The organism is Thioclava sp. L04-15 (assembly GCF_002020275.1).
GTDB classification, from domain to species: Bacteria; Pseudomonadota; Alphaproteobacteria; order Rhodobacterales; family Rhodobacteraceae; genus Thioclava; species Thioclava marina.
Genome location: NZ_MPZW01000002.1, coordinates 324,432 through 350,308, shown reverse-complemented (window position 1 = coordinate 350,308; position 25,877 = coordinate 324,432). Strand labels below are relative to the sequence as shown.

Sequence of the window (25,877 nt, the reverse complement as noted above, 5' to 3'; positions counted from 1 at the left end):
CGCGGTGAGCGTCGACGCAAGCGCGCAAATCCACCCCTCGGCGGTGATCGAGCCGGGGGCGCTGATCGGTCCGGAGTGCCGGATCGGCCCGTTCTGCGTGATCGGCCCCGAGGTCGTGCTGGGCCGTGGCGTCGAGCTGCAATCCCATGTGGTCGTGCAGGGCGCGACCGAGATCGGCGACGAGACCGTGGTGTTTCCCTTCGCCTCGCTCGGCCAGATCCCGCAGGACCTGAAATTCAAGGGCGAGAAAACGCGGCTGGTGATCGGCAAGCGCAACCGTATCCGCGAATATGTGACGATGAACTCCGGCACCGAGGGCGGTGGCGGGATCACGCGCGTCGGCGATGACGGTCTCTTCATGTCGTCCTGCCACGTAGCTCATGACGCGCAGATCGGGGATCGGGTGATCCTGGTGAATTCGGTCGCCATCGCGGGCCATTGCGTGCTGGAAGACGACGTGATCGTGGGCGGGCTGTCGGGCGTGCATCAATGGGTGCGCATCGGGCGCGGCGCGATCATCGGGGCGCTGTCGATGGTGACGGCGGATGTCATCCCGCACGCGCTGGTCGCGGGGCCGCGTGCGGGGCTCGAGGGGTTGAACCTCGTGGGTCTCAAGCGGCGCGGCACCTCGCGCGAGGAAATCTCAGCGCTGCGCAAGACGATGGCGGCGCTCAGCGAGGGAAGTTTCCGCGAAAGCGCGCGCAAGCTCTCCGATGAGGGCGTCGAGGGCGATCTGGCCCGCGAAGTCCTTGATTTCATTCTCGGTCCTTCGGATCGCAGCTTCCTGACGCCGAGCAAATGAGCGGCGGGCTGCATACCGCGCTGATCGCGGGGGCGGGCCGTTTGCCCGCGCTGTTGCAAGAGGCGGAACCCGATCTTCTGGTCTGCGAGATGATCGGCGCGCCCTGCGATCTGAAGGGCGATCATCTGCGCTTCCGGATCGAGCGGCTGGTGCCCTTCCTCGACGAATTGGCAGATCGCGGCATCAAGCGGGTGGTCTTTGCTGGCGCGATGCAGCGCCCCGCGATCGATCCCGAACAGTTCGACCCGCGCTCGGCGCAGCTTGTTCCGCGTCTGGCGATGGCGATGCAGGCGGGCGATGATGCGACGCTGCGCGCGGTGATCGAGGTTTTCGAGGAATGGGAGTTCGAGGTGATTGGTGCGCAGGATATCGCGCCCGATCTGCTGCCCGAGGCAGGCGTGCTTTGCGGCAAGCCGAGCGCGGTGGACGAACATGACGCGCAGCGCGCGGCCGAGATCGTGGCCGCCCTTGGCGCCTCGGATATCGGTCAGGGCGCGGTCGTCGCACGCGGGCTTTGCGTGGCGGTCGAGACCCTTCCGGGCACCGATGCGATGCTGGAATTCGTGTGCCATCACAAAGGCTTGCGGGCGGATCTTAAAGGGCTCAAGGGGGTCTTCTACAAGGCCCCGAAACCCGCTCAGGACCGCCGTGTCGATCTGCCTGCGATCGGGGTTCAGACCGTCGCGAATGCCGCCGCTGCGGGGCTCTCCGGCATCGCCTTCGAGGCGGGCGGCGTGATGCTTCTGGACCGGGCCGCAGTGGTCGAGGCCGCGCAAGAGGCCGGTCTCTTCCTCTGGGCCTGCGCGCCATGAGGGTTTTCGTCATCGCGGGCGAGGCCTCGGGCGACAAGCTCGGCGGCGCCCTGATGGCGGGGCTTTCGGAACTGGCGCCGGGGATAGAGTGGCGCGGCATCGGTGGCGAGGAAATGTGCGGGCAGGGGCTCGACAGCCTCTTTCCGATGGAGGAACTCTCGGTGATGGGCCTGATGGAGGTCCTGCCGAAATACCGCCACCTCAAGCGCCGTATCGCCGAAACCGCTGAGGCCGTGGTCGAGATGGCCCCCGATGCGCTGATCACCATCGACAGCCCGGATTTCTGCCTGCGCGTCGCGCGGCTGGCGAAGGAAAAACGCCCCGATCTCAAGGTGATCCATTACGTCGCGCCCTCGGTCTGGGCCTGGCGTCCGGGACGCGCGGCGAAGATGGCGCAGGTCGTCGATCATGTGCTGGCGCTTTTGCCTTTCGAGCCGCCCTATATGGAAGCCGTCGGCATGAGCTGCGATTTCGTCGGCCATCCGGTCGTTGCCGAGCCGCGCGCCGATCGGGCCGACGCGGCGGCCTTCCGCGAGACGCACATGATCGACGCCGATCAACCGCTGGCGCTCTGCCTGCCGGGCTCGCGCCGGGGCGAGGTGAAGCGTCTCGGCCCGCGTTTCGACGAGGCGCTGATGCAGCTGCGCGACCGCGAACCGGGGCTGCGGGTGGTTCTGCCGACGGTGCGGGGCGTGGCGCCGATGGTACGCGAGATGACCGCCCGCTGGCCGGTTGCGCCCATCGTGGTCGAGAGCAGCGAGGACAAGCGCGCGGCCTTTGCCGCCGCAGATATCGCGCTGGCGGCGAGCGGCACGGTCAGTCTGGAACTGGCCGCGAACCGGGTGCCGATGGTGATTGCATATGACGCGAATTTCATCTCGTGGCATGTCATCTGGCGGATGTTGCGGATCGACACGGTCACGCTGGTGAACCTCGTTTCGGATACCCGGGTGATCCCCGAGTTCCTCGGTCCGGATTGCAAACCGCGCGCGATCTCGGCGAAGATGCTCGAATTGCTGGAGGACGACGCCTCGCGGGGCGAACAGTTCGCGGTCATGGAAGAGACGATGCGGCGTCTGGGCGAGGGCGGCGAGGCGCCGGGGCTTCGTGCCGCGCGTTCGGTTCTGGAATTTCTCGGGAGGGTGTGATGAGGGTCTTTCTGGCGATTTCCCTGACACTTTGGGGCGTGTTCGCACAGGCTGAAACCGATCCCGCGCAGCTTTTCGCGAAATCCTGTAGCCGCTGTCACAAGAACGCCGAGGCTCTGGTTGCGCAGATGGTCTGGGCGCCCGATACGGAGACCGCCGAGACGCGGGCCGACTGGTTTGATGGGTTCATCGCCAGACACCATTCGCCGAAGGCCGGGGATCGTGCGACGCTTGCCGCGTGGCTGTCAGGGCTCGCCGGAAAAGACGAGCCCTGAGAGAGACTTAACCCAGAACCGCTTTCACCGCATCGGCGGTGACTTCAACGATCTTGTCGGCCTCGGCCTCGGTGAGGCAGAGCGGCGGCGCGAGGCCCAGAATATCGCCCTGCGGCATCGCGCGGCCGATCACGCCCCGCTCGACCATAGCGCCCGCGATCTTCGCGCCGACCTTCTCGGAGGCGTCAAAGAAGGTCCGCTTGTCGCGATCCGAGACGAACTCGACCGCGCAGAGCATCCCTTCGCCACGGATGTCGCCGACATGGACATGCTCGCCAATCGCCGCCTTCATCTGCGCGTTGAGATAGGCGCCGACCTTGCCCGCATTCTCGACCAGCCCGAGCTTGTCGATCAGCGCGAGGTTCGCTACCCCTGCCGCCGCCCCGATGGGGTGGGCCGAATAGGTCCAGCCGTGACCGATCGGGCCGTTCTCATCGGTGCCTTGCTCGAGCACCTTCCACATCCTGTCGCTGACAATCGTTCCCGAGAGCGGCGCATAGGCCGAGGTCAGCCCCTTCGCGATGGTGATCAGGTCGGGCTTCATGCCGTAGTGATCCGAGCCGAACATCGAGCCCAGACGCCCGAAGCCGGTCACGACCTCGTCCGCGATCAACAGGATGTCGTATTTGGCCAGAACCTTCTGGATCGCGTCCCAGTAGCCTGCCGGCGGGGGCACGATGCCGCCCGTGCCCAGAACCGGCTCGCCGATGAAGGCGGCAATGGTGTCGGGGCCTTCGCGTTCGATCAACTGCTCGAGCTCGCTCGCGCAATAGGCGGTGAAGGCCTCTTCGGTCATCGCCGCATCGGGGCGGCGGAAGTAATAGGGCGCCTCCGTATGGATCACCTGCGAAAGCGGCAGGTCGAACTTCTTGTGGAAGAGCTCCAGCCCCGTCAGCGAGCCGGTCATCAGCCCGGAGCCGTGATAGCCGCGCCAGCGCGAGATGATCTTCTTCTTCTCGGGGCGGTTGAGGATGTTGTTGTAATACCAGACCAGCTTGATGTTGGTCTCGTTCGCATCCGAGCCTGACAGGCCGAAATAGACCTTCGACATGTGATCGGGCGCGCGCTCCATGACCATATGGGCCAGCGTGATCGAGGCTTCGGTGCCGTGGCCGACATAGGCATGGTAATAGGCCAGCTCCTTTGCCTGCTCGGCGATGGCCTCGGAGATCTCGGTGCGCCCGTAGCCAACGTTCACGCAGTAAAGCCCAGCGAAGCCGTCGAGCAGCTTGTTGCCGTCGCGATCCTCGATGAAGACACCCTTGCCGCCGGTGACGATGCGGTTCGGGGACTCGCCGCGCGCGTGCTGGGCGAGATGGGTCGAGGGGTGGAAGAAGCTTTCGCGATCCCACTTGTCGAGTTGGTCATTGGTCAGCAATTTTCTCTCCTTCTTCGTGTATCGCGTCCGGGAGGGCGGGGGTTTCAGCCCCAGTCTCGACAGACGTATTTGATTTCCATGAACTCTTCCATTCCGCGGCGGGAGCCTTCGCGGCCAAGGCCGGATTGCTTCATGCCGCCGAACGGGATGGGCGCGCCGGTGACCTTGGTGCGGTTGACCGCGACCATGCCGAATTGCAGCGCGCGCGTGGCACGGTAGATGCGTTTTGGGTTCTGGGAGTGGACATAGGCCACGAGCCCGTATTCGGTGGCGTTGGCCTTGGCGAAGACCTCTTCTTCGGTGTCAAACGGCGCGATGGGCGCGACCGGGCCGAAGGTTTCTTCGCGCATTATTTTTGCCTCGTCCGGCACGTCGATAAGCACGGTCGGCGCGAAGAACAGAGAGCCGCGATCCAGCCGCTTGCCACCGCAGGCGAGCTTCGCGCCTTTCGCGAGCGCGTCGGCGACATGTTCCTCCTGCTTGGCCATGGCTTTCTCGTTCATCAGCGGGCCGATATCGGGGTCGTCCATGCCGATGCCGACGGTAAGCGCTTGCGTGGCCTCGGTGAAGCGGCGGCAAAATTCCTCATAGACGGGCCGTTCGACATAGATCCGGTTCGCGCCAAGGCAGTCCTGCCCGGAGGTTGCGAATTTCGCCTTGATGACTTCCTCGACCGCCTGATCGAGATCCGCGCCTTTGAAGACAATCACCGGTGCGTGGCCGCCCAGTTCCAGCACGAGCCGCTTCACCGTGTCAGCCGATTGACGATAGAGTAGGCGGCCCACCTCGGTCGAGCCGGTGAAGGAGAGCGCACGCACACGGGTGTCTTCGCACCACGGCTCGACGATGTTCGGCGCATGGCCGGTCAGCACGTTGAACACGCCCGCCGGAAGGCCCGCGCGTTCGGCCAGTTCCGCCAGTGCCAGCGCCGAAAAGGGCGTCTCATGCGAAGGATGCGCGACCACGGTGCAGCCAGCCGCGATCGCGGCGGCAGCCTTGCGGGTCAGCATCGCGGCGGGAAAATTCCACGGGGTGATGAGGCCCACGACGCCCACGGGTTCCAGCCACAGCTCGACCTCGGCATCATGCAGATGCGAGGTGACGCCCTCGATATTCGGGCGCTTCGCTTCTTCGGCGTAATATTCGATGAAGCTTGCCGCATAGTCGATCTCGCCGCGCGCCTCGCTCAGTGGCTTGCCCTGTTCGAGCACCATGATCCGGGCGAGGTCGTCCTTCGCCGCAATGATCAGATCGAACCAGCGGCGCAGGATGCTTGCGCGCTCTTGCGGCAGGGTCAGCGACCAGTCGAGAAAGGCCGTCTGCGCGGCGTCCACGGCCGCGCGGGACTGGGCGCGGCTCAGCGCCGTGACGTCGCCCAGGCGCTCACCATTGGCGGGGTTGGTGACCGGGATCGCCTCGCCCGTCTCCCCCGCGATCCAGCGGCCGTTCACATAGGCAAAGCTGCGCAGCAGGCGCTTGTCGGCAATGTCGGGGCGGGCGGAAATGGCGGTGTCGAGCATGGGCGGGACCTCCTTGATGAGATCACTCTCGCCCGGCCCGGCCAGAAGATCAGGCCAAATGGGCTGTCGATGCGCCCAATTTGGGCTGAAATACGCGCCCGCCCTAGTCCATTTGGTCTGCAAAGAGTTCGAAGGGCGGGATCGCTGCGGATTTCACCTCTTTCGTGACGATATAGGTGAAATAACGCGCGATCCCGATCCGGGCGTCGAGCATCGAGTCGATCAGCCTCTGATAGGCGTCGATATCGCGCGTGACGATCTGCATCAGGTAATCGAAGCCGCCGCCCAAAGCCCAGCACCCCACCACCTCTCGGTGCTGATCGAGCGAACGCTCGAAGGTCTGGAAGCTGGCGGCGGTGTGATCGGCCAGTTCGGCGGCCACGAACAGCGTCACATGCGGCCCGAGTTTCTTGAGGTTGAAGGTTGCGCGATAGCCCGCGATGAGCCCCGCTTTTTCCAGCTTCTTCAGCCGTTCCCAGGCAGGGGTGGGCGAGAGGTTGATCTTCTCGGCCAGCGCCGCCTTGGTGATGCGGCCTTCGCGCGCCAGCACGCGCAGGATCTCGATATCGCGGGGGTCGAGCTTGATCATGGCGCCACGCTACACCGGGTCAAGCCGTTCCGCATCCCTGATTTTCCGGCCTGATTTTCTCGCTCGATTATTCCGCCGCCTCGCGCTGTTCATCCTCGGCAGGTGCGCGGAACCGTTCGCGCGAACTGCCATAGGGTTCGACCGGCTGGCGCTTGCGGCGCAGACCGTCCGCATCGCCCCGGCGCAAGCGCAGGAAATAGGCGGCCGAGAGGGGACCGGTCGCGCCCGCGATCAAAAAGCCCCAGACGAAGGCCGAGACCGGGATCATCTCTGCCCCCGTGGTCGCCGCCGCTGATCCTGCCGTGAGTTCGAGAACCACGCCCGCCAGCGCGATCCCGAGCGCGAGCGAGACCTGTCGGCTCATCGCGGTGAAGGCAGTGGCGGGGCTCATCTCGTGCGTGTCGAGATCGGCGAAACCGATGGAGTTCACGGCGGTGAAGACCACCGATTGCGCCGCGCCTCCGATCAGCAGGAGCGGGATCAGCTGCCAGTCGGTGAGGCTGGTGACGGTCGCGAAGCCGAAAATCGCGGCACCGCGGACCACCGCCGCCCAGATCATCACCCATTTGAAACCGAACCGGTCAAGGATGCGCGGCACGAAGCTGCGCAAGCTGACCGCGCCCAACGCGTTGAGCCCGGTCAGAGCGCCCGAGAGCATGACAGACGCCCCAAGGCCCAGCTGAAAAAAGAGCGGCAGCAGCAGCGAGATCGCTCCGTTCGACAGGCGGAAAATCAGCCCGCCTGTGATCGAGACGTCGAAGGTGCGGTGCCGGAAGAGGCGCAGGTCCAAAAGCGGCTCGGGCGTGCGCCGCGCACGCAACCAGTAGAGGATCAGCAGACCCACGCCCGTCACGCTCAGCCCGGCGGCCACCTGCCAGGGGAGGATATGCTCCCCCAAGGCGGAAAACCCGGTCATGACGGCGGCGAGTCCGAGGGCGGAGAGGAGAAAACCGGGAAAATCGAAGGGTTTGGGCTCGGGCGGGCCATCGGCGGACATGTGGCGCATCGTCAACCAGATCGCCAGCGCGCCGAGGGGCAGGTTCATCAGAAAGATCGAACGCCAGCCCAGGAAAGTCGTCACCGTCGCGCCGACGAAAGGCCCGATCGCAGGTCCGATCATCGCGGGCAAGGTGACATAGACCATCGCGCGCGTCATCTCGGTCTTGGAAGTGTGGCGCAATACGATCAGACGCCCCACGGGGCTCATCATCGCGGCGCCGATCCCTTGCAGCGCGCGCGCGAGCACCAACCCGGTCAAGCTCGTCTGGATGGCGCAAAGCAGCGAGGCCATGAGAAAGACACCCATCGCCGCGACAAAGGTGCGGCGCGCGCCGAAGCGATCCGCAATCCAGCCCGAAATCGGCACGAAGGCCGCAAGCGCAATCAGATAGGTCGCCATCGCCATTTTCAGCGACAGCACCGGCACGGAGAGATCACGCGCGATGACCGGGATCGCGGTGGCCAGGACGGTGGCGTCGATCAGCTCCATCAGAAGCGAAAGCGCCACCGTCAACGGAATGATATTTTCACGAAGCCTGCACAGCATGACCCGGCAAAGCTAGCGCGGTTTTCGCTTCCGTCACCCCATCGTGGAGCTTGCAAGCACCGGAAACAGACCCGCCAGCCCGATCGCGATCAGATAGGCCGCCACGATATAGCTTAGGAGCCTCGGGAAGATCAGGATCAGCACCCCTGCGAAAAGCGCCATAACCGGCGCGACCATCAACATCGAGCCTGTGAATATCATCTTGCTACTCCATTGCTAGCAGCCCGAGAGGGCCAGAAAATGCATTTCTGCCAAGGGGATATATCTGTGTCGCTTGTGCCATGGACGGGATTCGAGGGTGAGCCGACGCCTGGTGCGAAGCCTTGGTCGTGTTGAAAGGAAAAGCGGTCAGCGGGGGTCGTGTTCCCGAGGGACACGCCGTTGTGTGCGTCCGCGCGCAGCCGTGTCGCAAGAGGGCTTTGGCAGGACAAAACCCCGCCCTTTGCACAGGCGGGGAGTTGGGAGTGAGAGCCTGCTTCCGGACGCGAGACAGGAGCGAGAGAGACGCCCGGAAGCAGGTCGGGACGGCGCGCGAGGTCCCCTTGGGTAACCGGGGGTGGAAAGGGAGAGAGAAACCGCCCCGCGCATCCGTATCCGTGCGGGCTCAGGCCCGGATCAGGTTTTCCGCGCTCCATTCGGCAAGGGGCACGCCCCAGCCCGGAACGCGACCGTGATTGCGGAAGAACAGCTCCTTGTAGGCGACCTTCTGCATATAGGGGATCTTGCCCATGCGGAGTTCCTGGATATCGCCGCCGAACCAGCTGTTCGCGTGAATGTAGAAGGCCTTGCCGCCGCCCATATCTCCGATGCAGACGACCTCGGGGTGCCATTCCTTGTTGGCCTCGGCGCTCGAGAGCTTGCCCAGATCGCCCGCGATCTGACGACCGACCACATCGCATTCCTGGTGGCCGATCGCGCCAAGCTTCGGCACCGTGATCGCGGCCGCGTCACCACAGGCGAAGACCTCTGGGTGATCGGGGTTGCGCATCCGCATGTCGGTGATGATGAAGCCCACCTCGTCGGAAACCGGCAGCCCTTTGAGGAAGTCATGCGGCTTCCAGTTCGGGAAGATCACCTTCATCTCGGCGGGCAGGCTGCGGCCATCGGTGAATTCGATCGTGTCTTTGGTCAGGCGCTTGATCCCCTCGACCTTGTTGACATAGCCGAACCCCATCGCGCCCGCAGCGTCCAGCAGCTGCCCCACGACTTTCTCGCCCGCGTCTTCCGCGATCAGCTCAGCCGGGGTGAAAATGGTGATATCCTTCGCGCCGCCCTTGCCGTTTTCCTCGAGCCAATGGGCTAGCGAGAGCGAGACCTCGACCGGTGGGCCCTCGCAGGCGGCCAGAGCGGTGGGCAGCCAGTCCGGGCGGCCCTTGTGGCCCTGTTCGAACCGGTCCGAGCCCACGACGATCGGCCCGCCCTGATAGTCGTGTTTCAGGTAGTCGATCATCCGGTTGGCGTGGAAGGCGTCCGAGACGGTATGGCCGTATTCGGCGAACCCCTCGATATCGTCATAGGCGAGACGCACGCCGAGCGCGATCACGACATAGTCGTAGCTCATCGTGTATTCCGGCGCGCCGGGGCGCTCGGAAGGGCGCATCCAGACCGTTCTGGCCGCAATGTCGATGCCGGTGATCTCGGCCTGCTTGAAGGCGATATCGTCCTTGGCGAGCACCTCGACGAGGTTCATGTGCATCGTCACGGCCGGGTCGCGCCCCTCGAAGACCTCGAGCGGGATATTGGGGATGAAATCGAGATAGCCCTTGCGGTCGATCACGGTGATGTCGCAGGCGTCGCCCGCGTAATCCCGGATCTTCTGGGCCGCACCCAGCCCGGCGAAATTGCCACCGAGAACAAGAACCTGTGGTTTGGCGAAACGCTTGTTCATCGTCGTTACTCCTTTGCCTTCTCGGCCTGATCTGGGGATCAAAACCGATGCGGGAAGGTCGCAGTTCCGATATTTCAGCGCTCTCCCGGCGTTGTGAGTTGCCGGGATCGGCCGTGAACAGACGATCCTGCGTCTTGCTGCAGTGCCGAAAAAAGGGATTGTATTTGCTGCATGTCAAACTCCTGTTAGCCCATGGGTGCTAAAGTCCCCGCGCGACAGGAGTGGGTGCGATGAGTAGGCAGGAGGCAGCGATGAAAGATTTCGGCAAACGGTCAGGCGCCGACGCGACAGAGCGCGAGGCGCAAGAGGCGCGTGCGGCGGCAGAGGAATCCTTCGCGCGGCTTGATCGGGCTTTTCACGCGCTTCTCGGGCGGGCAGAGGGCGGTCTTTCGCCGGTCGCGCTCGGGATGGCCTGGGCCGATTGGGCGACGCATCTCGCGATGAGCCCCGGCAAACAGTCGGAGCTGGGCTGGAAGGCGGGGCGCAAATGGCTCCACCTGATGCGCGAGATGGGGCCGCACCGCGCCGACGACCCGGAGGCGCAGCCGCTCGAGCCCCTGCCGCAAGACCGGCGCTTCAAGGCGCCCGAATGGCAGAACTGGCCTTTCTCGCTCTATGCGCAAAGCTTCCTTCACGCGCAGCAATGGTGGCACAACGCGACCACGGGCATTCACGGGGTCGAGGATCGTCATCTCCAGATGATGGAATTTACCGCGCGCCAGTTTCTCGACATGGCGGCGCCGTCGAATTTCCTCGCAACCAACCCGCAGTTGATCGCGCGCACCCGCAAAGAGGGGGGCGCGAACCTCGTACGCGGGGCGACATACCTGTTTGAAGACATGCTCAAGGCGATGGGCGGCAATGGCGAACCCGAACCAAGTCTGATCCCCGGTGAGCATGTCGCGCTCAGCCCCGGCAAGGTGGTGCTGCGCAACCAGCTGATCGAGCTGATCCAATATGCGCCCACGACCGAGGAGGTGCATCCGGTGCCGCTGCTGATCGTACCGGCATGGATCATGAAATATTACATCCTCGATCTCGAGCGGACCAATTCGCTGATCAGCTGGCTCGTGGGGCAGGGCTTTACTGTCTTCACGGTCTCCTGGAAGAATCCGGGCGAAGAAGATCGTTGCCTCGGTTTCGACGATTACCGCGAGCTTGGGGTGATGGCCGCGCTTGATGCGGTGACCGAGATCACGGGGGCCGAGAAGGTGCATGGCCTGGGCTATTGTCTGGGCGGCACCTTGCTGTCCGTGGCCGCCGCAGCGATGGCGCGCGACGGCGATACGCGGCTTGCCTCGCTCACCATGCTCGCCGCTCAGGTCGATTTCACCGAGGCCGGGGAGCTGAGCCTCTTCACCAACGAGGACCAGCTCGCACTGATCGAAGACATGATGTGGGAAGAGGGCTATCTCGACAAATCCGCGATGGCCGGAACCTTCTCGATGCTGAAATCGAAAGACCTCGTGTGGTCTCAGGCGGTGCATACCTATCTGATGGGTGAGCGCGAGGAGGATAGCGCCTTGGCCTCGTGGAGCCATGATGCGACGCGAATGCCCTACAAGATGCATTCGGAATATCTGCGCAAGCTCTTCCTCGACAATGATCTGGCCGAGGGGCGGATGCAGGCGGGCGGGCAGCCGGTCTTCTTGCAGGACATCTCGACGCCGGTCTTTGCGGTGGCCACCGAAGCCGACCATATCGCGCCCTGGCAATCGGTCTACAAGCTGACCTGGGCGCTGCCCGGAGAGGTGAATTTCGCGCTGGTTTCGGGTGGCCATAACACCGGCATCGTCGCGCCGCCGGGCTCGAACCGGGCACGCTACCGCCTGATGGAGCATCACGCGGGCGCGACCCATCCGGGACCGGGGGAGTGGGCGGAGACGAGCGAGACAATTCCCGGCTCGTGGTGGGAGCCTTGGGCGAAATGGCTTGCCGAGAAGGATGGCGGGGCGCTGATCGCTCCGCCGCCGATGGGCAAGGGGCGGAAATATCGCGCGTTGGCGGATGCGCCCGGCGACTATGTGCTGGGGCGGTGAGCGGGCGATTTTCGTGACCTTGGCGCGGGCGTCTTACCGACGCCGCGCCTGACCCTTTGCGCTGGAAGGCGCATCGCTCAGACCTTCGCACAGAGACCGCCTTTCCGGCCTCAACGCTGTGTTGCCAGCATCTCGCGCAAGGTCTCGATCCGGTCGGCCTCGGGCGCGGGCTTGTCCCAGCGGATGCGCGAGATCCGCGGGAAGCGCATCGCGACGCCCGATTTGTGCCGGGTGGAGCGGTTGAGCCCTTCGAACGCCACCTCCACCACCAGTTCGGGCGCGAGCGAACGCACCGGGCCGAAGCGCTCGCGGGTGTTGTTGCGCACGAAGCGGTCGAGGCGGCGCAGTTCCTCGTCGGTGAAGCCGGAATAGGCCTTGCCGACGGGCACGAGGGTCTCGCCCTCCCAGACGCCAAAGGTGAAGTCGGAATAGAAGCCCGAGCGCTTGCCATGCCCGCGTTGGGCATAGAGCAGCACCGCGTCGATGATGAACGGGTCGCGTTTCCATTTGAACCACGGGCCCTTGGGGCGGCCCGCCATGTAGGGCGTGTCGCGGCGCTTGAGCATGACGCCCTCGATCACCGCTTGCGGCGGGGCCTCGCGGAGCGCGGCGAGCGCGTCCCAGTCGTCGAAGGGCAGGATTTCCGAGGCGTCGAAGCGTTCGGGCGGGAGCCCCGCGACGGCGGCCTCGAGCCGTGCGCGGCGCGCATCGAAGGGCAGGGCGCGCAGATCCTCGCCCTGCCAATGCAGCACATCGTAGAGCCGCAGCGCCGCCGGGTGCGAAGCCAGAAGCGCCTTGCCCGGCGATTTCCGCCCGAGCCGCTTTTGCAGATCGCCGAAGGGCGCGACCTCGGCGCCGCGCCGCACGATCAGCTCACCATCGAGCGCGCCCTCGAAGCCCATATGCGCGACGATATCGGGGAAAGCAGCGGAGATATCCTCGCCGGTGCGCGAATAGAGCCGTCGCTCGCCGCCCTCGGCCACGGCCTGCACGCGGATGCCGTCCCATTTCCATTCGGCGGTGAAGGCGGAGGGATCGAGCGCTTCGAGCCCCGCGCGGTCGATCGGGGTGGAGAGCATCACCGGGCGGAAGGGTGCAAGCCCCGCGCGTTCGGGCTTCTCCCCTCCCTCGATCCAGTCGAACAGCGGCCGATAGGGTGGGGTGAGCCCGTGCCAGATCTCCTCGATCTCTTCCAGCCTCGGTGTGCCGAGCCGCGCCAGCGCCACCCGGGCAAGCCGCGCCGAGACTCCCACGCGCAGCCCACCGGTTGCGAGTTTCAGAAGTGCGTAGCGTTCCGACGGCGCCAGCCGGTCGAGCCATTCCGCGATCAGCGGCCCTGTGCGGGTCTTGGGCGTGTCCTGCAAGGTCTCGACGATCAGCGGCAGATCAAGGTCTTCCGGCGTTGCCTCAGCAGGCCAGATCAGCGCGATGGTCTCCGCCAGATCGCCCACATAGTCGTAGCTCAGTGCGAACAGCTCGGGATCGACCCGCTCGCCCACCATTGCACGAAGAACGGCGGGTTGTGCGCGCCCCAGCTCCAGCTCTCCGGTCAGTGCGGCGAGCGCATAGCCGCGCTCGGGATCGGGCGCATGGCGGAGGTAATCAGCCAGCGCGTCAAGCTTGGCATTGCGCCCCGGCGTGAAGGCGAGCCGCTCGAGAAGGCGGGCGAAGGCCTTCATTCCGGCTCCTCCTCGTAGCCCACGAGATGGAGCGGTCGCGCGCTACGTCCCTCCAACTCGGCCCAACGCATCAGCGCCTCTTCGCGGCCATGGGTGATCCAGAGTTCGCCCGGGTCGATCTCGGTCACGGTGCGGGTCAGATCGGTCCAGTCCACATGGTCCGAGATCACCAGCGGCAGTTCCACGCCCCTCTGACGCGCCCGCGCCCGGATCTGCATCCAGCCCGAGGCGAAACCGATCACCGGATCCGCGAAACGCTGCACCCATGGCGAGGCGAAGGCCGAAGGCGGCGCAATCACAAGCGCCTCGCGCAGGTCGGCTGTTTGCGCCTTATCCATCGTGGCGGGGCGCAGATCGCCAAGTGGGATGCCCTGCTCGATGTGATAGTCGCACAGCTTCTGCAACGCGCCGTGGATGTAGATCGGTGCATCATAGCCTGCCTCGCGCGCCAACATGATGACGCGCTGTGCCTTGCCCAGAGCATAGGCGCCGATCAGATGGGCGCGCTCGGGGGCGGCGTGCATCGAGGCGAGGAGCTTTGCGATTTCATCTGACGGGTCGGGGTGTTTGAAAACCGGCAGCGCGAAAGTGGCCTCGGTGATGAACGTGTCGCAGGGTACGGGTTCAAACGGCGCACAGGAGGGATTTGCGACGCGCGCGTAATCGCCGGACGCCACGACCCGCTGCCCTCCCGCAGTGACTGCGATCTGCGCAGATCCCAGAATGTGGCCTGCCGGGTGAAAGCTGACCTCGACGCCGCCCAGCGATAGCGGCCCTTCATAGGCCTGCCGCCGGCCTGCGAAATCCTCGCCATAACGGATCGCCATGATCTCGAGCGTCTGGCGCGTGGCCAGAACCGCGCCGTGCCCTGCGCGTGCATGATCGGCATGACCATGCGTGATCAGCGCGCGCGTCACCGGGCGACTCGGGTCGATGAAGAAATCGCCCGCAGGGCAATACAGCCCCTCGGGACGCGGGATCAAAAGCGGCTCGGGCATCGGGATTCACTTAGTGCATTGCTTGGGAAGTAAACGCAGCCGACGCGATTTAGCTCATTTTCGCAGCACCTTACGCTAGGTAATTTTTTCGCGCGATAGGTTGTTCCAAATCAAAGGAGTCGCGCGAAAAGCGTGGTAAGGTCTTTCAATCTTGCAAGGGAGGCTGTGATGGCAACGAAGAAGAGCCCTCCGGGGATGAATATGGCCGGCTGCATGCCGGTCCCCGATATGGGGGGAGTGAGTTTGGTAATGGCGCCTCAGTTGAAAATGATGGAGGCGCTGATCTCGCAAAATATCGAAGTGCTCGATTTCCTCAAAGCGCGCTTCGAACGTGATCAGGAGATGGTGGGCCGGCTTGCAGACGAGGCCGACCCGCTCAAGGCGATGGGACTGTGGGGCGAGTTCTGGCAGCGCACCGCAAGCGATTACGCGACCGAGATGTCGAAGCTCGCGACCTCCATGACCAGCATCGCTGAACGCGCCGTACGTACGGCCACCGAGGAAGGGGAGGCGATCGCGAAGGCGACCTCGGGAAAGTAGCAACTCGGACCGGTCGCCACGAGGTGAGCCTCGGTGACGTGCCGGTCTGAGGAAACGGATCCAGCCACGAGAGCGCGGCGCGCCCCGGTCCGGGTGCGCCGCGCGTGTTCGTTTCGCGCTGGCCCGCGCGATGAATGCCTCATGGGGGACATTCACGCGAGGGTCTGGCCCTGCGCCGCCATGGTTTGCTTCGATGGCGCAACAAACGTCTTCCGAAAAGACGCGTGTCGATCTGGTCGTCTTGATCCTCGTGGAGCGGGGTCCGTTGTCGGACGCAATCCGTATTAGCCGCATCATCATCCGCCCTGTCATCGCCTCGGCGTCGAAACCGGCCATCGCTTCCGTCTTCTGGAGCCGCGCAGGGGCAAGGCGTTCGGCACAGGCGCGAGAGCGGGAAACGACCCGATCGCGATGCGTTTCCAAGCTGACATGCGCGGCGCGAGCCAAAAGCCAGGATCGGCCCAAAATACATGGGCCGTTTCGAAGAACGCAATCCGCCGGGCGCTATTTTTTGTAGATCCAGCCGCCGCCGAAGATGCGGCTGCCCTCGGGTGCGTAGAAGACGCAGGCCTGACCGGGGCTGACGCCTTCCTCCGCTTCGATCAGCTCGACCTCGGCTTCCGTTTCCGAGATCGGACGGAGGATCGCGTCACGCGGCGGACGGGTCGAGCGGACCTTGACCCGCAGATGCCATTCGGGGCGCGAAGTGAAGGGCTCGTCGCCCAGCCAGTTGATCTCGCGCACCGGGATCGTGCGGGTGGAGAGCGCCTCTTTCGGGCCCACGACCACGTGGCGGGTGTCGGGATCGAGCTTGACCACATAGAGCGGATCTTCGAGCCCGCCGATGCCAAGCCCGCGCCGCTGGCCGATCGTGTAATGGATCACGCCGCGATGCTGGCCGAGCACATTGCCCTCCATATCCACGATATCGCCCGGATCGGCCGCGCCGGGGCGCAGCTTCTCGATGACGCTCGCGTAATTCCCGTTCGGCACGAAGCAGATATCCTGACTGTCGGGCTTGTCGGCCACCGCCAGCCCGTATTTCGCCGCGAGTTCCCGCGTCGCATCCTTCGAGGGCAGGTGGCCCAGCGGGAAGCGCAGGTAGTCGAGCTGCTCGGGCGTGGTCGAGAACAGGAAATAGCTCTGGTCGCGGTTCGGATCGGCCGCGCAATGCAGCTCCGGCCCGCTCGCGCCCATCTTGCGCTGGATGTAATGGCCCGTCGCCATGCAATCGGCATCGAGATCCTTCGCGGTCTCGAGCAGATCCTTGAACTTCACCCGTTCGTTGCAGCGAATGCAGGGCACCGGGGTCGCCCCGCCCAGATAAGCGTCGGCAAATTCCTCGATCACCGCCTCGCGGAAGGTGTTTTCGTAATCGAGTACGTAATGGGGAAAGCCCATTTCCTCGGCCACCCGGCGCGCGTCATGAATGTCCTGACCCGCGCAGCACGCGCCCTTTTTCGCCAGCGCCGCGCCGTGATCGTAAAGCTGAAGCGTCACTCCCACCACGTCATAGCCTTCCTCGGCCAGTTGCGCGGCCACGACCGAACTGTCGACACCACCTGACATGGCGACGACGACGCGGGTTTGTGCGGGCGGTTTGGCAAAGCCCAGCGAGTTGAGCGGCTGATCCTTGGGCATGGTGAAGCGTCCTTTAACGAGATCCGCAGGAATATAGGAAAATGCGAGCTACTCACAACCCCGCGTTTCACCCGCTGTTAAGCCCGCTGCGGCCAATCTTGCCAGGTGAAGACGACGAGGGGGTGAGCCCATGTATCTCAAGAAAGTCGATGGTCCGCGGGCGGTGACGCTCGCCGATGGCACCATCCTGACCCGGGCGGACCTGCCTCCGAAAGAGACCCGTCGCTGGGTCGCCAGCCGCAAGGCGACGATCGTCCAGGCGGTCGCTCACGGGTTGATCTCGCGCGGTGAGGTAATTGATCGCTACGCGTTGTCGGATGAAGAGCTCGATCTGTGGATCGAGGGAATCGCCCGACATGGAATGCAGGGGTTGAAGGTGACGGCAATTCAGAAAAACAAACAACTTTGAGTTGAAACCCGGCAAAAACCTGCCAAGGTAAGGGGGTATTAACCAATTGATGTATATCTCGGTTTTAATCGAGGGATTAACGCGGAGTACCCAGGATGCGGATTTTGCTGGTGGAGGATGACCCGACCACGTCGCGCAGCATCGAATTGATGCTCACCCATGCCAATTTGAATGTTTATTGTACGGATCTGGGCGAAGAGGGCATCGATCTCGCCAAGCTCTATGATTACGATTTGATCCTGCTGGACCTGAACCTGCCCGACATGAACGGGCACGAGGTTCTGCGTCAGCTCCGTCTGGCCAAGGTCGACACGCCGATCCTGATCCTCACCGGCGCCGACGATACGGAGAACAAGATCAAGGGCTTCGGTTTCGGCGCAGATGATTACATGACGAAACCCTTCCACCGTGAGGAGCTCGTCGCCCGCATCCACGCGATCATCCGCCGCTCGAAAGGGCATGCCCAGTCGATCATCCGCACCGGCAAGATCGCGGTCAATCTCGATGCGAAAACCGTCGATGTCGACAGCAAACCCGTGCATCTGACCGGCAAGGAATACCAGATGCTCGAGCTGCTCAGCCTGCGCAAGGGCACGACGCTGACCAAGGAAATGTTCCTCAACCATCTCTATGGCGGGATGGACGAGCCCGAATTGAAGATCATCGATGTCTTCATCTGCAAATTGCGCAAGAAACTCGCCGACGCGACAGAAGGCGAGAACTATATCGAAACGGTCTGGGGGCGCGGCTATGTCCTGCGCGATCCCGATCCGTCCGAGATGGAACGCCGCGTCGCGATGGGCGCATGAACCTTCCCTCCGGCCGATGATCTCCGTTGTTACGGCTCTTTACGCCCCCTCGGCGCTTGCCTAAACCAAGGGCAGCACGAGGGGGTTCTTTTATGTCAGAGTTGTCCGGCACCGATATCGATGCGCTGAGCGAGGCCGAGGCCCGCGCCGAACTGCCCGGCCTGATCGCGCGGATCGAAGCGGCGAACACCGCCTATCACACCCATGATGCGCCCGAGATTTCCGATGCGGACTATGATGCGCTCAAGCATCGCCTTGCCGCGATCGAGGCGAAATTCCCGTCGCTGAAATCCGAAAGCTCTCCCACCGAACAGGTGGGCGGTCAGCTCGCTGAAGGCTTCGGCAAGATTACGCATGCCGTGCGCATGATGAGCCTCGCCAATGCGTTTTCCGACGAGGACATCTCCGAATTCGACGAGTCGGTACGCAACTTTCTCGGGCTCAAGGCTGACGGCCCGCTCACCTATACCGCCGAGCCCAAGATCGACGGGCTGTCGTTGTCGATCCGCTATGAGAATGGCCGGATGATTCACGCAGCGACCCGTGGCGACGGTGAGGTCGGTGAGAATGTCACCGAAAACGCGCGGACCATCTCGGATATTCCGCAGACCCTGGATAACGCACCGGAAATCATAGAGATACGCGGCGAGGTTTACATGAGCCACGCCGATTTCGAAGCGCTCAACGCCCGGGCCGAAAAGGCGGGCGACAAGCGCTTCGCCAATCCCCGCAACGCTGCGGCTGGCTCGCTGCGTCAGCTCGATCCGAAAGTTACCGCGGCGCGCCCGCTCAAATTCTTCGCCTATGCCTGGGGTGAGCATTCCGAGCCGCTCGCGGACACCCAGATCGACGCGATCGCGCGGCTTGAGACGCTTGGCTTCAAGACCAACCCGCTGACCCGCCTTTGCGATGGCCCCGGCGAAATGATCGCCCATTATCGCGACATCGAAGCGCGACGCGCCACGCTCGGTTACGATATCGATGGCGTCGTCTACAAGGTGAACGACCTCGCGCTCCAGCGCCGGCTCGGCTACCGCTCGACCACGCCGCGTTGGGCGATCGCGCATAAATTCCCCGCCGAACTCGCCTGGACCCAGCTTGAGGGCATCGACATTCAGGTCGGTCGCACCGGGGCGCTCTCTCCGGTCGCGCGCCTGACACCGGTGACCGTGGGTGGCGTCGTCGTCTCGAACGCGACGCTCCATAACGAGGATTACATCGCCGGGCGCGATTCCAGGGGGGAGGCAATCCGGGGCGGCAAGGATATCCGCGTCGGCGACTGGGTGCAGGTCTATCGCGCGGGCGACGTGATTCCGAAAGTCGCCGATGTCGACCTCGCGCGCCGCCCTGCCGATGCGAAGCCTTACGAGTTCCCGACCCATTGCCCCCGCTGCGGCTCCGAGGCGATCCGCGAGGAAGGCGATGCGGTGCGCCGTTGCACCGGCGGGCTGATCTGCCCCGCGCAAGCCGTTGAGAAACTGAAGCATTTCGTCTCCCGCGCCGCTTTCGACATCGATGGTTTGGGCGCCAAGCAGGTCGAGCAACTCTACGCGGATGGCTGGATCCAGGAGCCCGCCGATATCTTCGCGCTCGAGGAACGTTTCGGGCAGGGGCTGCAACAGCTCAAGAACCGCGAAGGCTGGGGCGAGAAATCCGCGCGCAACCTCTTTGACGCAATCACCGAGCGTCGGACGATCGCGTTGCACCGGCTGATCTTCGCGCTTGGGATCCGCCATGTCGGAGAAAGTAGCGCGGGCCTGCTCGCAACCCATTACGGCACTTGGGAAAATTTCGAGGCCGCGATGACACGCGCCGAGATCGGGCAGGGGCCGGATTGGGAGGAACTTCTCTCGATTGATGGCGTTGGCGAGACGCTCGCGACCTCGGTCGTCACGACCTTCCATCAAGAGGCCGAGCGCGCTTCGATCGACCGGCTCACCGCCTATCTGACGGTCGAAGCGGCCGAGAAACCGAAATCGGACAGCCCCGTCTCCGGTCTGACCGTCGTTTTTACCGGCACGCTCGAAAAGATGACGCGGGCCGAGGCGAAGGCGCGGGCCGAGGCGCTTGGTGCGAAGGTCTCGGGCTCGGTCAGCGCCAAGACCGATCTTGTCGTGGCGGGGCCGGGCGCGGGCTCGAAGGCCAAGAAAGCGGCCGAGCTGAACATTCGCGTCATCGACGAGGATGAGTGGATCGACCTCGCGGGGGGCGCATGAGCACGCGGCCGCAGGAGTTGTTCGGGCTGTTCGCGGCCCTCGACAGCCTGCCCGGCATTGGTCCGAAAACGGCCAAATCCTTCGACGGTCTCGCGATCGAACGGCCGCGCGACGCGCTGTTCACGTTGCCCTATTCGGTGATCGACCGCCGCCCCGTGGAGACCGTGCAGGGCGTGTCGGCCGGCACTACGGTCACCGTCGAGGTCACGATCGGCGCCCATAGCCCCGCGCGCAAACGCGGCGCGCCGGATCGGGTTTTGTGCCATGACGCGCAGACCGATATCACGTTGGTTTTCTTTCACGCGCGCGGCGACTGGCTGGCGAAACAGATGCCGAACGGGGCGCGGCGGATCATCTCGGGCAAGCTCGAACTCTATGATGGCATGGCGCAGATCGTTCATCCCGATTACATCCTGCCGCCCGAGGACGCTGGCGAGATGCCGCGTTTCGAGCCGGTCTATCCGCTAACCGCGGGTGTGACGCAGAAGCTGATGGCGAAGGCGGCGGAAGGGGCGCTGGCGCGCGCGCCAGAACTCCCCGAATGGATCGACGCAGAGCTGAAGCGCCGCGAGGGCTGGCCCGACTGGCACGCTGCGATTACCAAAGCGCATCACCCCGAGGGTCTCTCGGATCTTGCCGCAACTGCCCCCGCCCGCGCGCGGCTCGCCTATGACGAGCTGTTTGCCCATCAGATGACGCTCGCGCTGGCGCGGCGTCAGGCGCGGCGCAAGAAGGGGCGCGTGACGCGCGGCACGGGCGCGCTGTCGTCGCAGGTGTTGGAGAGCCTGCCGTACAAACCGACAGGCGCGCAGACCCGCGCAATTGCCGAGATCGCGGCGGATATGGGCTCGGACCGGCGGATGAACCGACTGCTGCAGGGCGATGTCGGCGCGGGCAAGACGCTTGTGGCTTTCATGGCGCTGCTGACGGCGGTCGAGGCGGGTGGGCAGGGCGTGATGATGGCGCCGACCGAGATCCTCGCGCGTCAGCATCTCGAAGGGCTCGCGCCGCTGGCCGCTGCCGCCGGTGTTCGGCTGGAAATCCTGACCGGTCGCGACAAGGGGGCGGAGCGCGCGAAGAAGCTCGCCGATCTGGCCTCGGGCGCGATCGGCATCCTCGTCGGCACCCATGCGGTTTTTCAGAAAGATGTGGAATTTCAGGATCTCCGGCTTTCCGTGATCGACGAGCAGCATCGCTTCGGCGTGGCGCAGCGGATGGAGCTTGGGGCAAAGGGCGAGGCGGTCGATATCCTGGTGATGACCGCGACGCCGATCCCGCGCTCACTCGCACTCGCGCAATATGGCGACATGGATGTGAGCCTTCTCGACGAGAAGCCGCCCGGTCGCACGCCGGTCAAGACCGCGCTCGTCGCGATGGAGCGGATGGGCGAGGTGGTCGAGCATCTGCGCAAGGCGGTGGGCGAGGGGCGCCAGGCCTATTGGGTCTGCCCGCTGGTCGAGGAAAGCGAGCGCGTCGATCTGAGTTCGGCGACCGATCGGTTCGTGGCGCTGCGGGCGGCCTTGGGCGAGGGGATCGTGGGGCTCGTCCATGGCCAGATGCCGCCCGCCGAGAAGGATGCCGCGATGGCCGCCTTCGTGAAAGGTGAGACCCGGGTGCTGGTCGCGACCACGGTGATCGAGGTGGGGGTGAACGTGCCCAATGCCTCGATCATGGTGATCGAGCGCGCCGAGAGCTTCGGTCTTGCCCAGCTTCATCAGCTGCGTGGTCGGGTCGGGCGCGGCGCGGCCTCCTCGACCTGCCTGATGATCTACCAGTCCCCGCTGAGCGAGACGGCAGAGCGGCGCCTCGCGATCCTGCGCGAAAGCGAAGACGGGTTCCGCATCGCCGAGGAAGACCTCGCGATGCGCGGTGCGGGCGATGTGATCGGTACCGCGCAATCGGGCCTGCCGCGGTTTCGCGTGGCCGATCTGGAACGTCAGGCGGGGCTGATGGCCGTCGCGCAATCGGATGCGCGCAAGTTGCTGGGGGAAGATCCGGAGCTGAACAGCCCGCGCGGGCAGGCCGCAAGGGTGCTGTTGTGGCTGATGGAACAGGACCGCGCGATCAAACTGATCGGGGTTGGCTGACCCCTGGTTTCCCGGCGTTCCGCCCCCGTGTTCTCAAATGTTCTTAAAAAGTTCTTTACAGGGATGGCGAAATATGAGAACAAATAAGCAACACGGGTGAAGGAGGTGCCAGATGGCCAAGGAAATCAAAGATATTCTCGACCGTAATCACGGCACGCTTCTGATCGACGCGATCGGTGGCATCACGATCTGCGCGAGCTTCGTCATCGCGCTCTGGCTGCCGGGGATGTTCTGATCCCGACCTGATTTTTACCTTCTGCCTCGCGCTTTTTGGCCGCCGCACCTGTCCCAAACCTGCGGCACCGCCTGTTCCAAGGCCCGCCTGTCCGGAAGCGCTTCCTTAGCCGCCGCTCTTACGAGTGGCGGCTTTTTTTATCATGCAGAGGGTTACGAGAGGCTTAACAGCTCTCAAGCGCTTCGAGTGTGGCCTCGGGGGCCAGCAGGATCGAGCCGTGGCGGTTCGGATACTCGCGCGCGGCGGTCAGAACCTCATACTCGCCAAAGGGCGCATCCGGCACCGGCCCGCCCTTGAGCATCGTGGCAAGCTGATCGCGCAGGGTCCGAACTTCGTCTTTCGTGCGCCCGATCACATTCGCCCCGAAGATCGCGGCCGAAGCTTGCCCGAGCGCACAGGCGTGCACGTTCTGGCTATAGCCGGTCACGCGCCCGTCCTTGCAGGTGATCGACACCTCGACCGTCGAGCCGCACAACGGCGCGCGTTTGCGCACGGTCGCATCGGGAGCGGGCAGCGGATCGGTCGCGGGCATGTCGGCTGCCAGCGCGAGGATGCGCTGCGAATAGAGCTTGATCAGATCGGCGTCGCTCATGGCTTTTCCCTTCGGCCCGTCCGGCGTAGATAGGACGTGTGCCCAAGGAAGGAAAGAGCCGATGCCATTCGACCCCGCCAGCCTGAGATATGACGCCAACGGTTTGATCCCCGCGATTGCGCAGGATGCGCTCTCGGGAGATGTCCTGATGATGGCCTGGATGAACGCCGAAAGCGTCGCGCGGACGCTTGAAACGGGTCGTGTAACCTATTGGTCGCGATCGCGAAACTCATTCTGGGTGAAGGGTGAAACCTCGGGCCATGTGCAGGTGCTGCGCGAGATGCGCGTCGATTGCGACCGCGATTGCCTGCTGGTGCTGGTCGAGCAGGAAGGTCCGGCCTGCCACACGAACCGGCGCTCGTGCTTCTACACCGCGATCCGCGAGGGCGAGGAAGTCGAGATCCTCAGGCCGATGGAGGGCTGAGAGCGGCCCTTCGGGGAGGATATTTGTCACCAAGAGGAAGGGTGTAGACCGACCATTCGGCGGATATCGTCTGGGCTGGCCCCGTCTGCACGGTATTTCGCGATCGCGCGAGCGTCGTCGCGTTTGGCCAGGCGCTTGCCATTGCCATCGCGAATAAGGTCATGATGGCAATAGGCTGGCGTCGGGAGTTCAAGTGTCTTCTGAAGCAGGACATGGATCTGTGTGGCCTCGAAAAGATCCGCGCCTCGGGTGACATGGGTGATCCCCTGGGCCGCGTCGTCGAGCACCACGGCGAGGTGGTAGGACGTGCCCATATCGCGTCGGGCGAGAACCACGTCGCCGACCTTTGCGATCAGATCGGTCCGGCTGATGCGATGCGTACCGCGGTGGAGTTCGCAAATCTCTTCGAACGCGATATCTTGAGCCGCGCGGGCCATGTTCAGGCGTAGGGCGGCGTCAGGGAGGATTTGGCCGGGTTTGCGCGCGCCGCTTTCGCGGCAGGTGCCGGGGTAGATAAGTCCGTCCGGGCCGTAGCTCACGCCTTCCTGCGGGGCGGATATGGCGGCTTCGATGTCGCGGCGCGTGCAGTTGCAGGCAAAGAGGAGATCTCGTTGCCACAGGATATCAAGGACTTCGCGGTAGATGTTGAGACGTTCGGACTGGCGCAAAACGGGGCCGTCCCAGCTGAGCCCGAGCCAGCGCAGATCGTCATAGATCTGGTCTTCCCAATGCGGACGGGCGCGGCTTTGATCGATATCTTCGATGCGCAGCAGATACCGGCCGCCCGCCTTGCGCGCCATGTCATGGGCGAGGATCGCGGCATAGGCGTGGCCGAGATGAAGGGGCCCGGTGGGCGATGGCGCGAACCGGGTGATCACCTCAGCTTTGACCTTCAAGCCATTGGGTAAACGAGGATTTTGCGCGATCCGTATAGGCCTTGTAGCGATCCTTGCGGCCGCGCCGCCCGCCTTTGGCGTCGATCGGCGGGAAGAGGCCGAAATTGACGTTCATCGGCTGGAAGGTCTTGGCCTCGGCGCCGCCGGTGATGTGCGTGACAAGCGCGCCCATGGCCGTATCGGGGCCGGGCGGCGGGAGATCGCTGCCTTGCAGCTCGGCGGCCGCCATACGGCCTGCGAGGAGCCCCATCGCGGCGCTTTCCACATAGCCCTCGACCCCGGTGATCTGGCCCGCAAAGCGCAGATTGGGATGCGATTTCAGCCGCATCTGCGCATCGAGAAGTGTCGGCGAGTTGATGAACGTGTTGCGGTGGATGCCGCCGAGACGCGCGAATTTTGCCTGCTTCAGCCCGGGAATCATCCGGAAAACAGAAGCTTGCGCGCCATACCTCATCTTGGTTTGAAAGCCGACGATATTGTAGAGCGTGCCGAGCGCGTTGTCGCGACGCAGCTGCACCACGGCATAGGCCTTGGTTTGCGGATCATGCGCGTTCGTCAGACCGACCGGCTTCATTGGGCCGTGGCGCAGCGTCTCGCGTCCGCGTTCGGCCATCACCTCGATCGGGAGGCAACCGTCGAAATATCCCGCCGTCTCTCCCTCGTGGAACTCGGTCTTGTCGGCTTCGAGAAGCGTGTCGATGAAGGCCTCGTATTCATCCTTCGTCATCGGACAGTTGATATAGGCGGTGCGTTCTTCTTCCGTCTCGCCCTTGTCGTAGCGCGACTGACGCCAGGCGACGTTCATGTCGATCGTCTCGGCATAGACGATGGGGGCGATGGCGTCGAAGAAGGCGAGGCGTTCTTCGCCACTGGCTTCGCGGATCGCTTTGCCCAAGGTTTCGGAGGTCAGAGGACCGGTGGCAAAAATCCAGTGGCCGGTTGAAGGAAGCCCCGTAACTTCTTCTTCGACAAAGGAAATGTTATCATGTGCGCGCAACGCTTCGGTCACGGCCTGTGCGAAGGCCTCACGATCCACGGCCAACGCGCCACCCGCCGGAAGGCGATGTTTGCGCGCCATCTCCATGATCAGACCGTTCGCCGCGCCCATCTCCCAATGGAGCTGGCCCACGGCGTTGCGCTCGTCATCGTCTGAGCGGAAAGAGTTCGAGCAGACCATCTCGGCGAAATTGCCGGTCTGGTGCGCGAAGGTCTCGACCTTGGGCCGCATCTCGTGCAGCACCACGCGGATGCCGGCATTGGCGGCTTGCCAGGCCGCTTCCGAGCCTGCCATGCCACCGCCGACGATATGGAGTTCCTGTGTCATGGCCGCTCATTTAGTGGCCCGCGCGGGAAA

Annotated in this window: 24 protein-coding genes; 12 read left to right on the top strand and 12 right to left on the bottom strand. The window is 64.2% G+C overall.

The annotated features are described in order from the left end of the window. Positions 1-4 precede the first annotated feature (4 nt). From lpxA to BMI90_RS07785, 4 genes are read left to right on the top strand one after another with little or no spacing between them, the layout of a single operon-like run. Positions 5-802, top strand: a complete 798-nt coding sequence (gene lpxA, locus BMI90_RS07800) for an acyl-ACP--UDP-N-acetylglucosamine O-acyltransferase (RefSeq protein ID WP_078527879.1) — start codon at positions 5-7, stop codon at positions 800-802. After that, complete coding sequence (lpxI, locus tag BMI90_RS07795) at positions 799-1,614, top strand: UDP-2,3-diacylglucosamine diphosphatase LpxI (protein ID WP_078527877.1); 816 nt, start codon at positions 799-801, stop codon at positions 1,612-1,614. Before lpxA ends, lpxI begins: the two co-directional genes overlap by 4 nt. Then, positions 1,611-2,762 carry a lipid-A-disaccharide synthase gene (gene lpxB, locus BMI90_RS07790; protein ID WP_078527876.1) on the top strand — a complete coding sequence of 384 codons (1,152 nt, stop codon included), beginning with the start codon at positions 1,611-1,613 and terminating at the stop codon, positions 2,760-2,762. The genes lpxI and lpxB overlap by 4 nt, the downstream gene beginning before the upstream one ends. Then, positions 2,762-3,037, top strand: coding sequence for a hypothetical protein (locus BMI90_RS07785; RefSeq protein ID WP_078527874.1), 276 nt, complete (start codon positions 2,762-2,764; stop codon positions 3,035-3,037). The genes lpxB and BMI90_RS07785 overlap by 1 nt, the downstream gene beginning before the upstream one ends. A 7-nt stretch (positions 3,038-3,044) precedes the next feature. Here BMI90_RS07785 and BMI90_RS07780 read toward each other — a convergent pair whose 3' ends face one another. The 6 genes from BMI90_RS07780 to BMI90_RS07755 form a co-directional block, all read right to left on the bottom strand. Beyond that, positions 3,045-4,415 carry an aspartate aminotransferase family protein gene (locus BMI90_RS07780; RefSeq protein ID WP_078527872.1) on the bottom strand — a complete coding sequence of 457 codons (1,371 nt, stop codon included), beginning with the start codon at positions 4,413-4,415 and terminating at the stop codon, positions 3,045-3,047. A 44-nt stretch (positions 4,416-4,459) separates the two neighbouring features. Beyond that, positions 4,460-5,935: an NAD-dependent succinate-semialdehyde dehydrogenase gene (locus BMI90_RS07775; RefSeq protein ID WP_078527870.1), complete on the bottom strand. Its 1,476-nt coding sequence runs from the start codon at positions 5,933-5,935 to the stop codon at positions 4,460-4,462. Between the two features lie 103 nt (positions 5,936-6,038). After that, positions 6,039-6,521: an Lrp/AsnC family transcriptional regulator gene (locus BMI90_RS07770; protein ID WP_078528135.1), complete on the bottom strand. Its 483-nt coding sequence runs from the start codon at positions 6,519-6,521 to the stop codon at positions 6,039-6,041. 70 nt (positions 6,522-6,591) lie between these two features. Continuing rightward, positions 6,592-8,031 (bottom strand): MFS transporter, encoded by a 1,440-nt coding sequence (locus tag BMI90_RS07765; RefSeq protein ID WP_246831521.1) that lies wholly within the window; start codon positions 8,029-8,031, stop codon positions 6,592-6,594. A 72-nt stretch (positions 8,032-8,103) separates the two neighbouring features. Beyond that, positions 8,104-8,271 carry a DUF3096 domain-containing protein gene (locus BMI90_RS07760; RefSeq protein ID WP_246831508.1) on the bottom strand — a complete coding sequence of 56 codons (168 nt, stop codon included), beginning with the start codon at positions 8,269-8,271 and terminating at the stop codon, positions 8,104-8,106. A 403-nt stretch (positions 8,272-8,674) separates the two neighbouring features. Further along, positions 8,675-9,958 (bottom strand): FAD-dependent oxidoreductase, encoded by a 1,284-nt coding sequence (locus BMI90_RS07755; RefSeq protein ID WP_078527866.1) that lies wholly within the window; start codon positions 9,956-9,958, stop codon positions 8,675-8,677. Positions 9,959-10,209: 251 nt separating this feature from the next. Between BMI90_RS07755 and BMI90_RS07750 the strand changes: the two genes are divergently transcribed. Further along, on the top strand, positions 10,210-11,997 hold the full coding sequence (locus BMI90_RS07750; RefSeq protein WP_246831507.1) for an alpha/beta fold hydrolase: 1,788 nt from the start codon (positions 10,210-10,212) through the stop codon (positions 11,995-11,997). A 110-nt stretch (positions 11,998-12,107) separates the two neighbouring features. Here the strand turns inward: BMI90_RS07750 and BMI90_RS07745 are convergent, their stop codons facing one another. Both BMI90_RS07745 and BMI90_RS07740 read right to left on the bottom strand, forming a co-directional pair. Then, a complete protein-coding gene (locus BMI90_RS07745; protein WP_078527862.1) occupies positions 12,108-13,676 on the bottom strand; it encodes a cisplatin damage response ATP-dependent DNA ligase in 1,569 nt (522 codons plus the stop codon). Next, positions 13,673-14,674 (bottom strand): ligase-associated DNA damage response exonuclease, encoded by a 1,002-nt coding sequence (locus BMI90_RS07740; RefSeq protein ID WP_078527860.1) that lies wholly within the window; start codon positions 14,672-14,674, stop codon positions 13,673-13,675. The genes BMI90_RS07745 and BMI90_RS07740 overlap by 4 nt, the downstream gene beginning before the upstream one ends. A gap of 168 nt (positions 14,675-14,842) precedes the next feature. On the opposite strand from BMI90_RS07740, the gene BMI90_RS07735 reads away from it, so the two are divergent. Next, positions 14,843-15,214 carry a hypothetical protein gene (locus tag BMI90_RS07735; RefSeq protein ID WP_146671241.1) on the top strand — a complete coding sequence of 124 codons (372 nt, stop codon included), beginning with the start codon at positions 14,843-14,845 and terminating at the stop codon, positions 15,212-15,214. A gap of 504 nt (positions 15,215-15,718) precedes the next feature. Here the strand turns inward: BMI90_RS07735 and mnmA are convergent. Next, on the bottom strand, positions 15,719-16,855 hold the full coding sequence (mnmA, locus tag BMI90_RS07730; RefSeq protein ID WP_078527856.1) for a tRNA 2-thiouridine(34) synthase MnmA: 1,137 nt from the start codon (positions 16,853-16,855) through the stop codon (positions 15,719-15,721). 130 nt (positions 16,856-16,985) lie between these two features. Between mnmA and BMI90_RS07725 the strand changes: the two genes are divergently transcribed. The 5 genes from BMI90_RS07725 (at position 16,986) to BMI90_RS19065 (ending at position 22,611) form a co-directional block, all read left to right on the top strand. Continuing rightward, positions 16,986-17,264, top strand: a complete 279-nt coding sequence (locus BMI90_RS07725) for a DUF1153 domain-containing protein (protein ID WP_078527854.1) — start codon at positions 16,986-16,988, stop codon at positions 17,262-17,264. 95 nt (positions 17,265-17,359) lie between these two features. Continuing rightward, complete coding sequence (locus tag BMI90_RS07720; protein WP_078527852.1) at positions 17,360-18,073, top strand: response regulator transcription factor CtrA; 714 nt, start codon at positions 17,360-17,362, stop codon at positions 18,071-18,073. Between the two features lie 92 nt (positions 18,074-18,165). Then, positions 18,166-20,289, top strand: coding sequence for an NAD-dependent DNA ligase LigA (gene ligA / locus BMI90_RS07715; protein WP_078527850.1), 2,124 nt, complete (start codon positions 18,166-18,168; stop codon positions 20,287-20,289). After that, complete coding sequence (gene recG, locus BMI90_RS07710; protein ID WP_078527848.1) at positions 20,286-22,376, top strand: ATP-dependent DNA helicase RecG; 2,091 nt, start codon at positions 20,286-20,288, stop codon at positions 22,374-22,376. Before ligA ends, recG begins: the two co-directional genes overlap by 4 nt. Before the next feature lie 112 nt (positions 22,377-22,488). Further along, a complete protein-coding gene (locus BMI90_RS19065) occupies positions 22,489-22,611 on the top strand; it encodes a hypothetical protein (RefSeq protein WP_273067671.1) in 123 nt (40 codons plus the stop codon). A 163-nt stretch (positions 22,612-22,774) separates the two neighbouring features. Here BMI90_RS19065 and BMI90_RS07705 read toward each other — a convergent pair whose 3' ends face one another. Further along, positions 22,775-23,203 (bottom strand): iron-sulfur cluster assembly scaffold protein, encoded by a 429-nt coding sequence (locus BMI90_RS07705; RefSeq protein WP_078527846.1) that lies wholly within the window; start codon positions 23,201-23,203, stop codon positions 22,775-22,777. 61 nt (positions 23,204-23,264) lie between these two features. On the opposite strand from BMI90_RS07705, the gene hisI reads away from it, so the two are divergent. After that, positions 23,265-23,627 (top strand): phosphoribosyl-AMP cyclohydrolase, encoded by a 363-nt coding sequence (hisI, locus tag BMI90_RS07700; protein WP_078527844.1) that lies wholly within the window; start codon positions 23,265-23,267, stop codon positions 23,625-23,627. Between the two features lie 26 nt (positions 23,628-23,653). Here the strand turns inward: hisI and gluQRS are convergent, their stop codons facing one another. Both gluQRS and trmFO read right to left on the bottom strand, forming a co-directional pair. Further along, on the bottom strand, positions 23,654-24,505 hold the full coding sequence (gene gluQRS / locus BMI90_RS07695; RefSeq protein ID WP_078528131.1) for a tRNA glutamyl-Q(34) synthetase GluQRS: 852 nt from the start codon (positions 24,503-24,505) through the stop codon (positions 23,654-23,656). Between the two features lies 1 nt (position 24,506). Further along, positions 24,507-25,847, bottom strand: coding sequence for a methylenetetrahydrofolate--tRNA-(uracil(54)-C(5))-methyltransferase (FADH(2)-oxidizing) TrmFO (gene trmFO, locus BMI90_RS07690; protein WP_078527842.1), 1,341 nt, complete (start codon positions 25,845-25,847; stop codon positions 24,507-24,509). Between the last annotated feature and the right edge of the window lie 30 nt (positions 25,848-25,877).

What these genes read in the sequence shown, in the direction of transcription:
- lpxI (WP_078527877.1), top strand. Translation starts at nt 799, where the DNA reads ATGAGCGGCGGGCTGCATACCGCGCTGATCGCGGGGGCGGGCCGTTTG.
- lpxB (WP_078527876.1), top strand. Translation starts at nt 1,611, where the DNA reads ATGAGGGTTTTCGTCATCGCGGGCGAGGCCTCGGGCGACAAGCTCGGC.
- BMI90_RS07785 (WP_078527874.1), top strand. Translation starts at nt 2,762, where the DNA reads ATGAGGGTCTTTCTGGCGATTTCCCTGACACTTTGGGGCGTGTTCGCA.
- BMI90_RS07775 (WP_078527870.1), bottom strand. Translation starts at nt 5,935, where the DNA reads ATGCTCGACACCGCCATTTCCGCCCGCCCCGACATTGCCGACAAGCGC.
- BMI90_RS07760 (WP_246831508.1), bottom strand. Translation starts at nt 8,271, where the DNA reads ATGATATTCACAGGCTCGATGTTGATGGTCGCGCCGGTTATGGCGCTT.
- BMI90_RS07755 (WP_078527866.1), bottom strand. Translation starts at nt 9,958, where the DNA reads ATGAACAAGCGTTTCGCCAAACCACAGGTTCTTGTTCTCGGTGGCAAT.
- BMI90_RS07750 (WP_246831507.1), top strand. Translation starts at nt 10,210, where the DNA reads ATGAAAGATTTCGGCAAACGGTCAGGCGCCGACGCGACAGAGCGCGAG.
- BMI90_RS07745 (WP_078527862.1), bottom strand. Translation starts at nt 13,676, where the DNA reads ATGAAGGCCTTCGCCCGCCTTCTCGAGCGGCTCGCCTTCACGCCGGGG.
- BMI90_RS07740 (WP_078527860.1), bottom strand. Translation starts at nt 14,674, where the DNA reads ATGCCCGAGCCGCTTTTGATCCCGCGTCCCGAGGGGCTGTATTGCCCT.
- BMI90_RS07735 (WP_146671241.1), top strand. Translation starts at nt 14,843, where the DNA reads ATGGCAACGAAGAAGAGCCCTCCGGGGATGAATATGGCCGGCTGCATG.
- mnmA (WP_078527856.1), bottom strand. Translation starts at nt 16,855, where the DNA reads ATGCCCAAGGATCAGCCGCTCAACTCGCTGGGCTTTGCCAAACCGCCC.
- BMI90_RS07725 (WP_078527854.1), top strand. Translation starts at nt 16,986, where the DNA reads ATGTATCTCAAGAAAGTCGATGGTCCGCGGGCGGTGACGCTCGCCGAT.
- BMI90_RS07720 (WP_078527852.1), top strand. Translation starts at nt 17,360, where the DNA reads ATGCGGATTTTGCTGGTGGAGGATGACCCGACCACGTCGCGCAGCATC.
- ligA (WP_078527850.1), top strand. Translation starts at nt 18,166, where the DNA reads ATGTCAGAGTTGTCCGGCACCGATATCGATGCGCTGAGCGAGGCCGAG.
- recG (WP_078527848.1), top strand. Translation starts at nt 20,286, where the DNA reads ATGAGCACGCGGCCGCAGGAGTTGTTCGGGCTGTTCGCGGCCCTCGAC.
- BMI90_RS19065 (WP_273067671.1), top strand. Translation starts at nt 22,489, where the DNA reads ATGGCCAAGGAAATCAAAGATATTCTCGACCGTAATCACGGCACGCTT.
- BMI90_RS07705 (WP_078527846.1), bottom strand. Translation starts at nt 23,203, where the DNA reads ATGAGCGACGCCGATCTGATCAAGCTCTATTCGCAGCGCATCCTCGCG.
- hisI (WP_078527844.1), top strand. Translation starts at nt 23,265, where the DNA reads ATGCCATTCGACCCCGCCAGCCTGAGATATGACGCCAACGGTTTGATC.
- trmFO (WP_078527842.1), bottom strand. Translation starts at nt 25,847, where the DNA reads ATGACACAGGAACTCCATATCGTCGGCGGTGGCATGGCAGGCTCGGAA.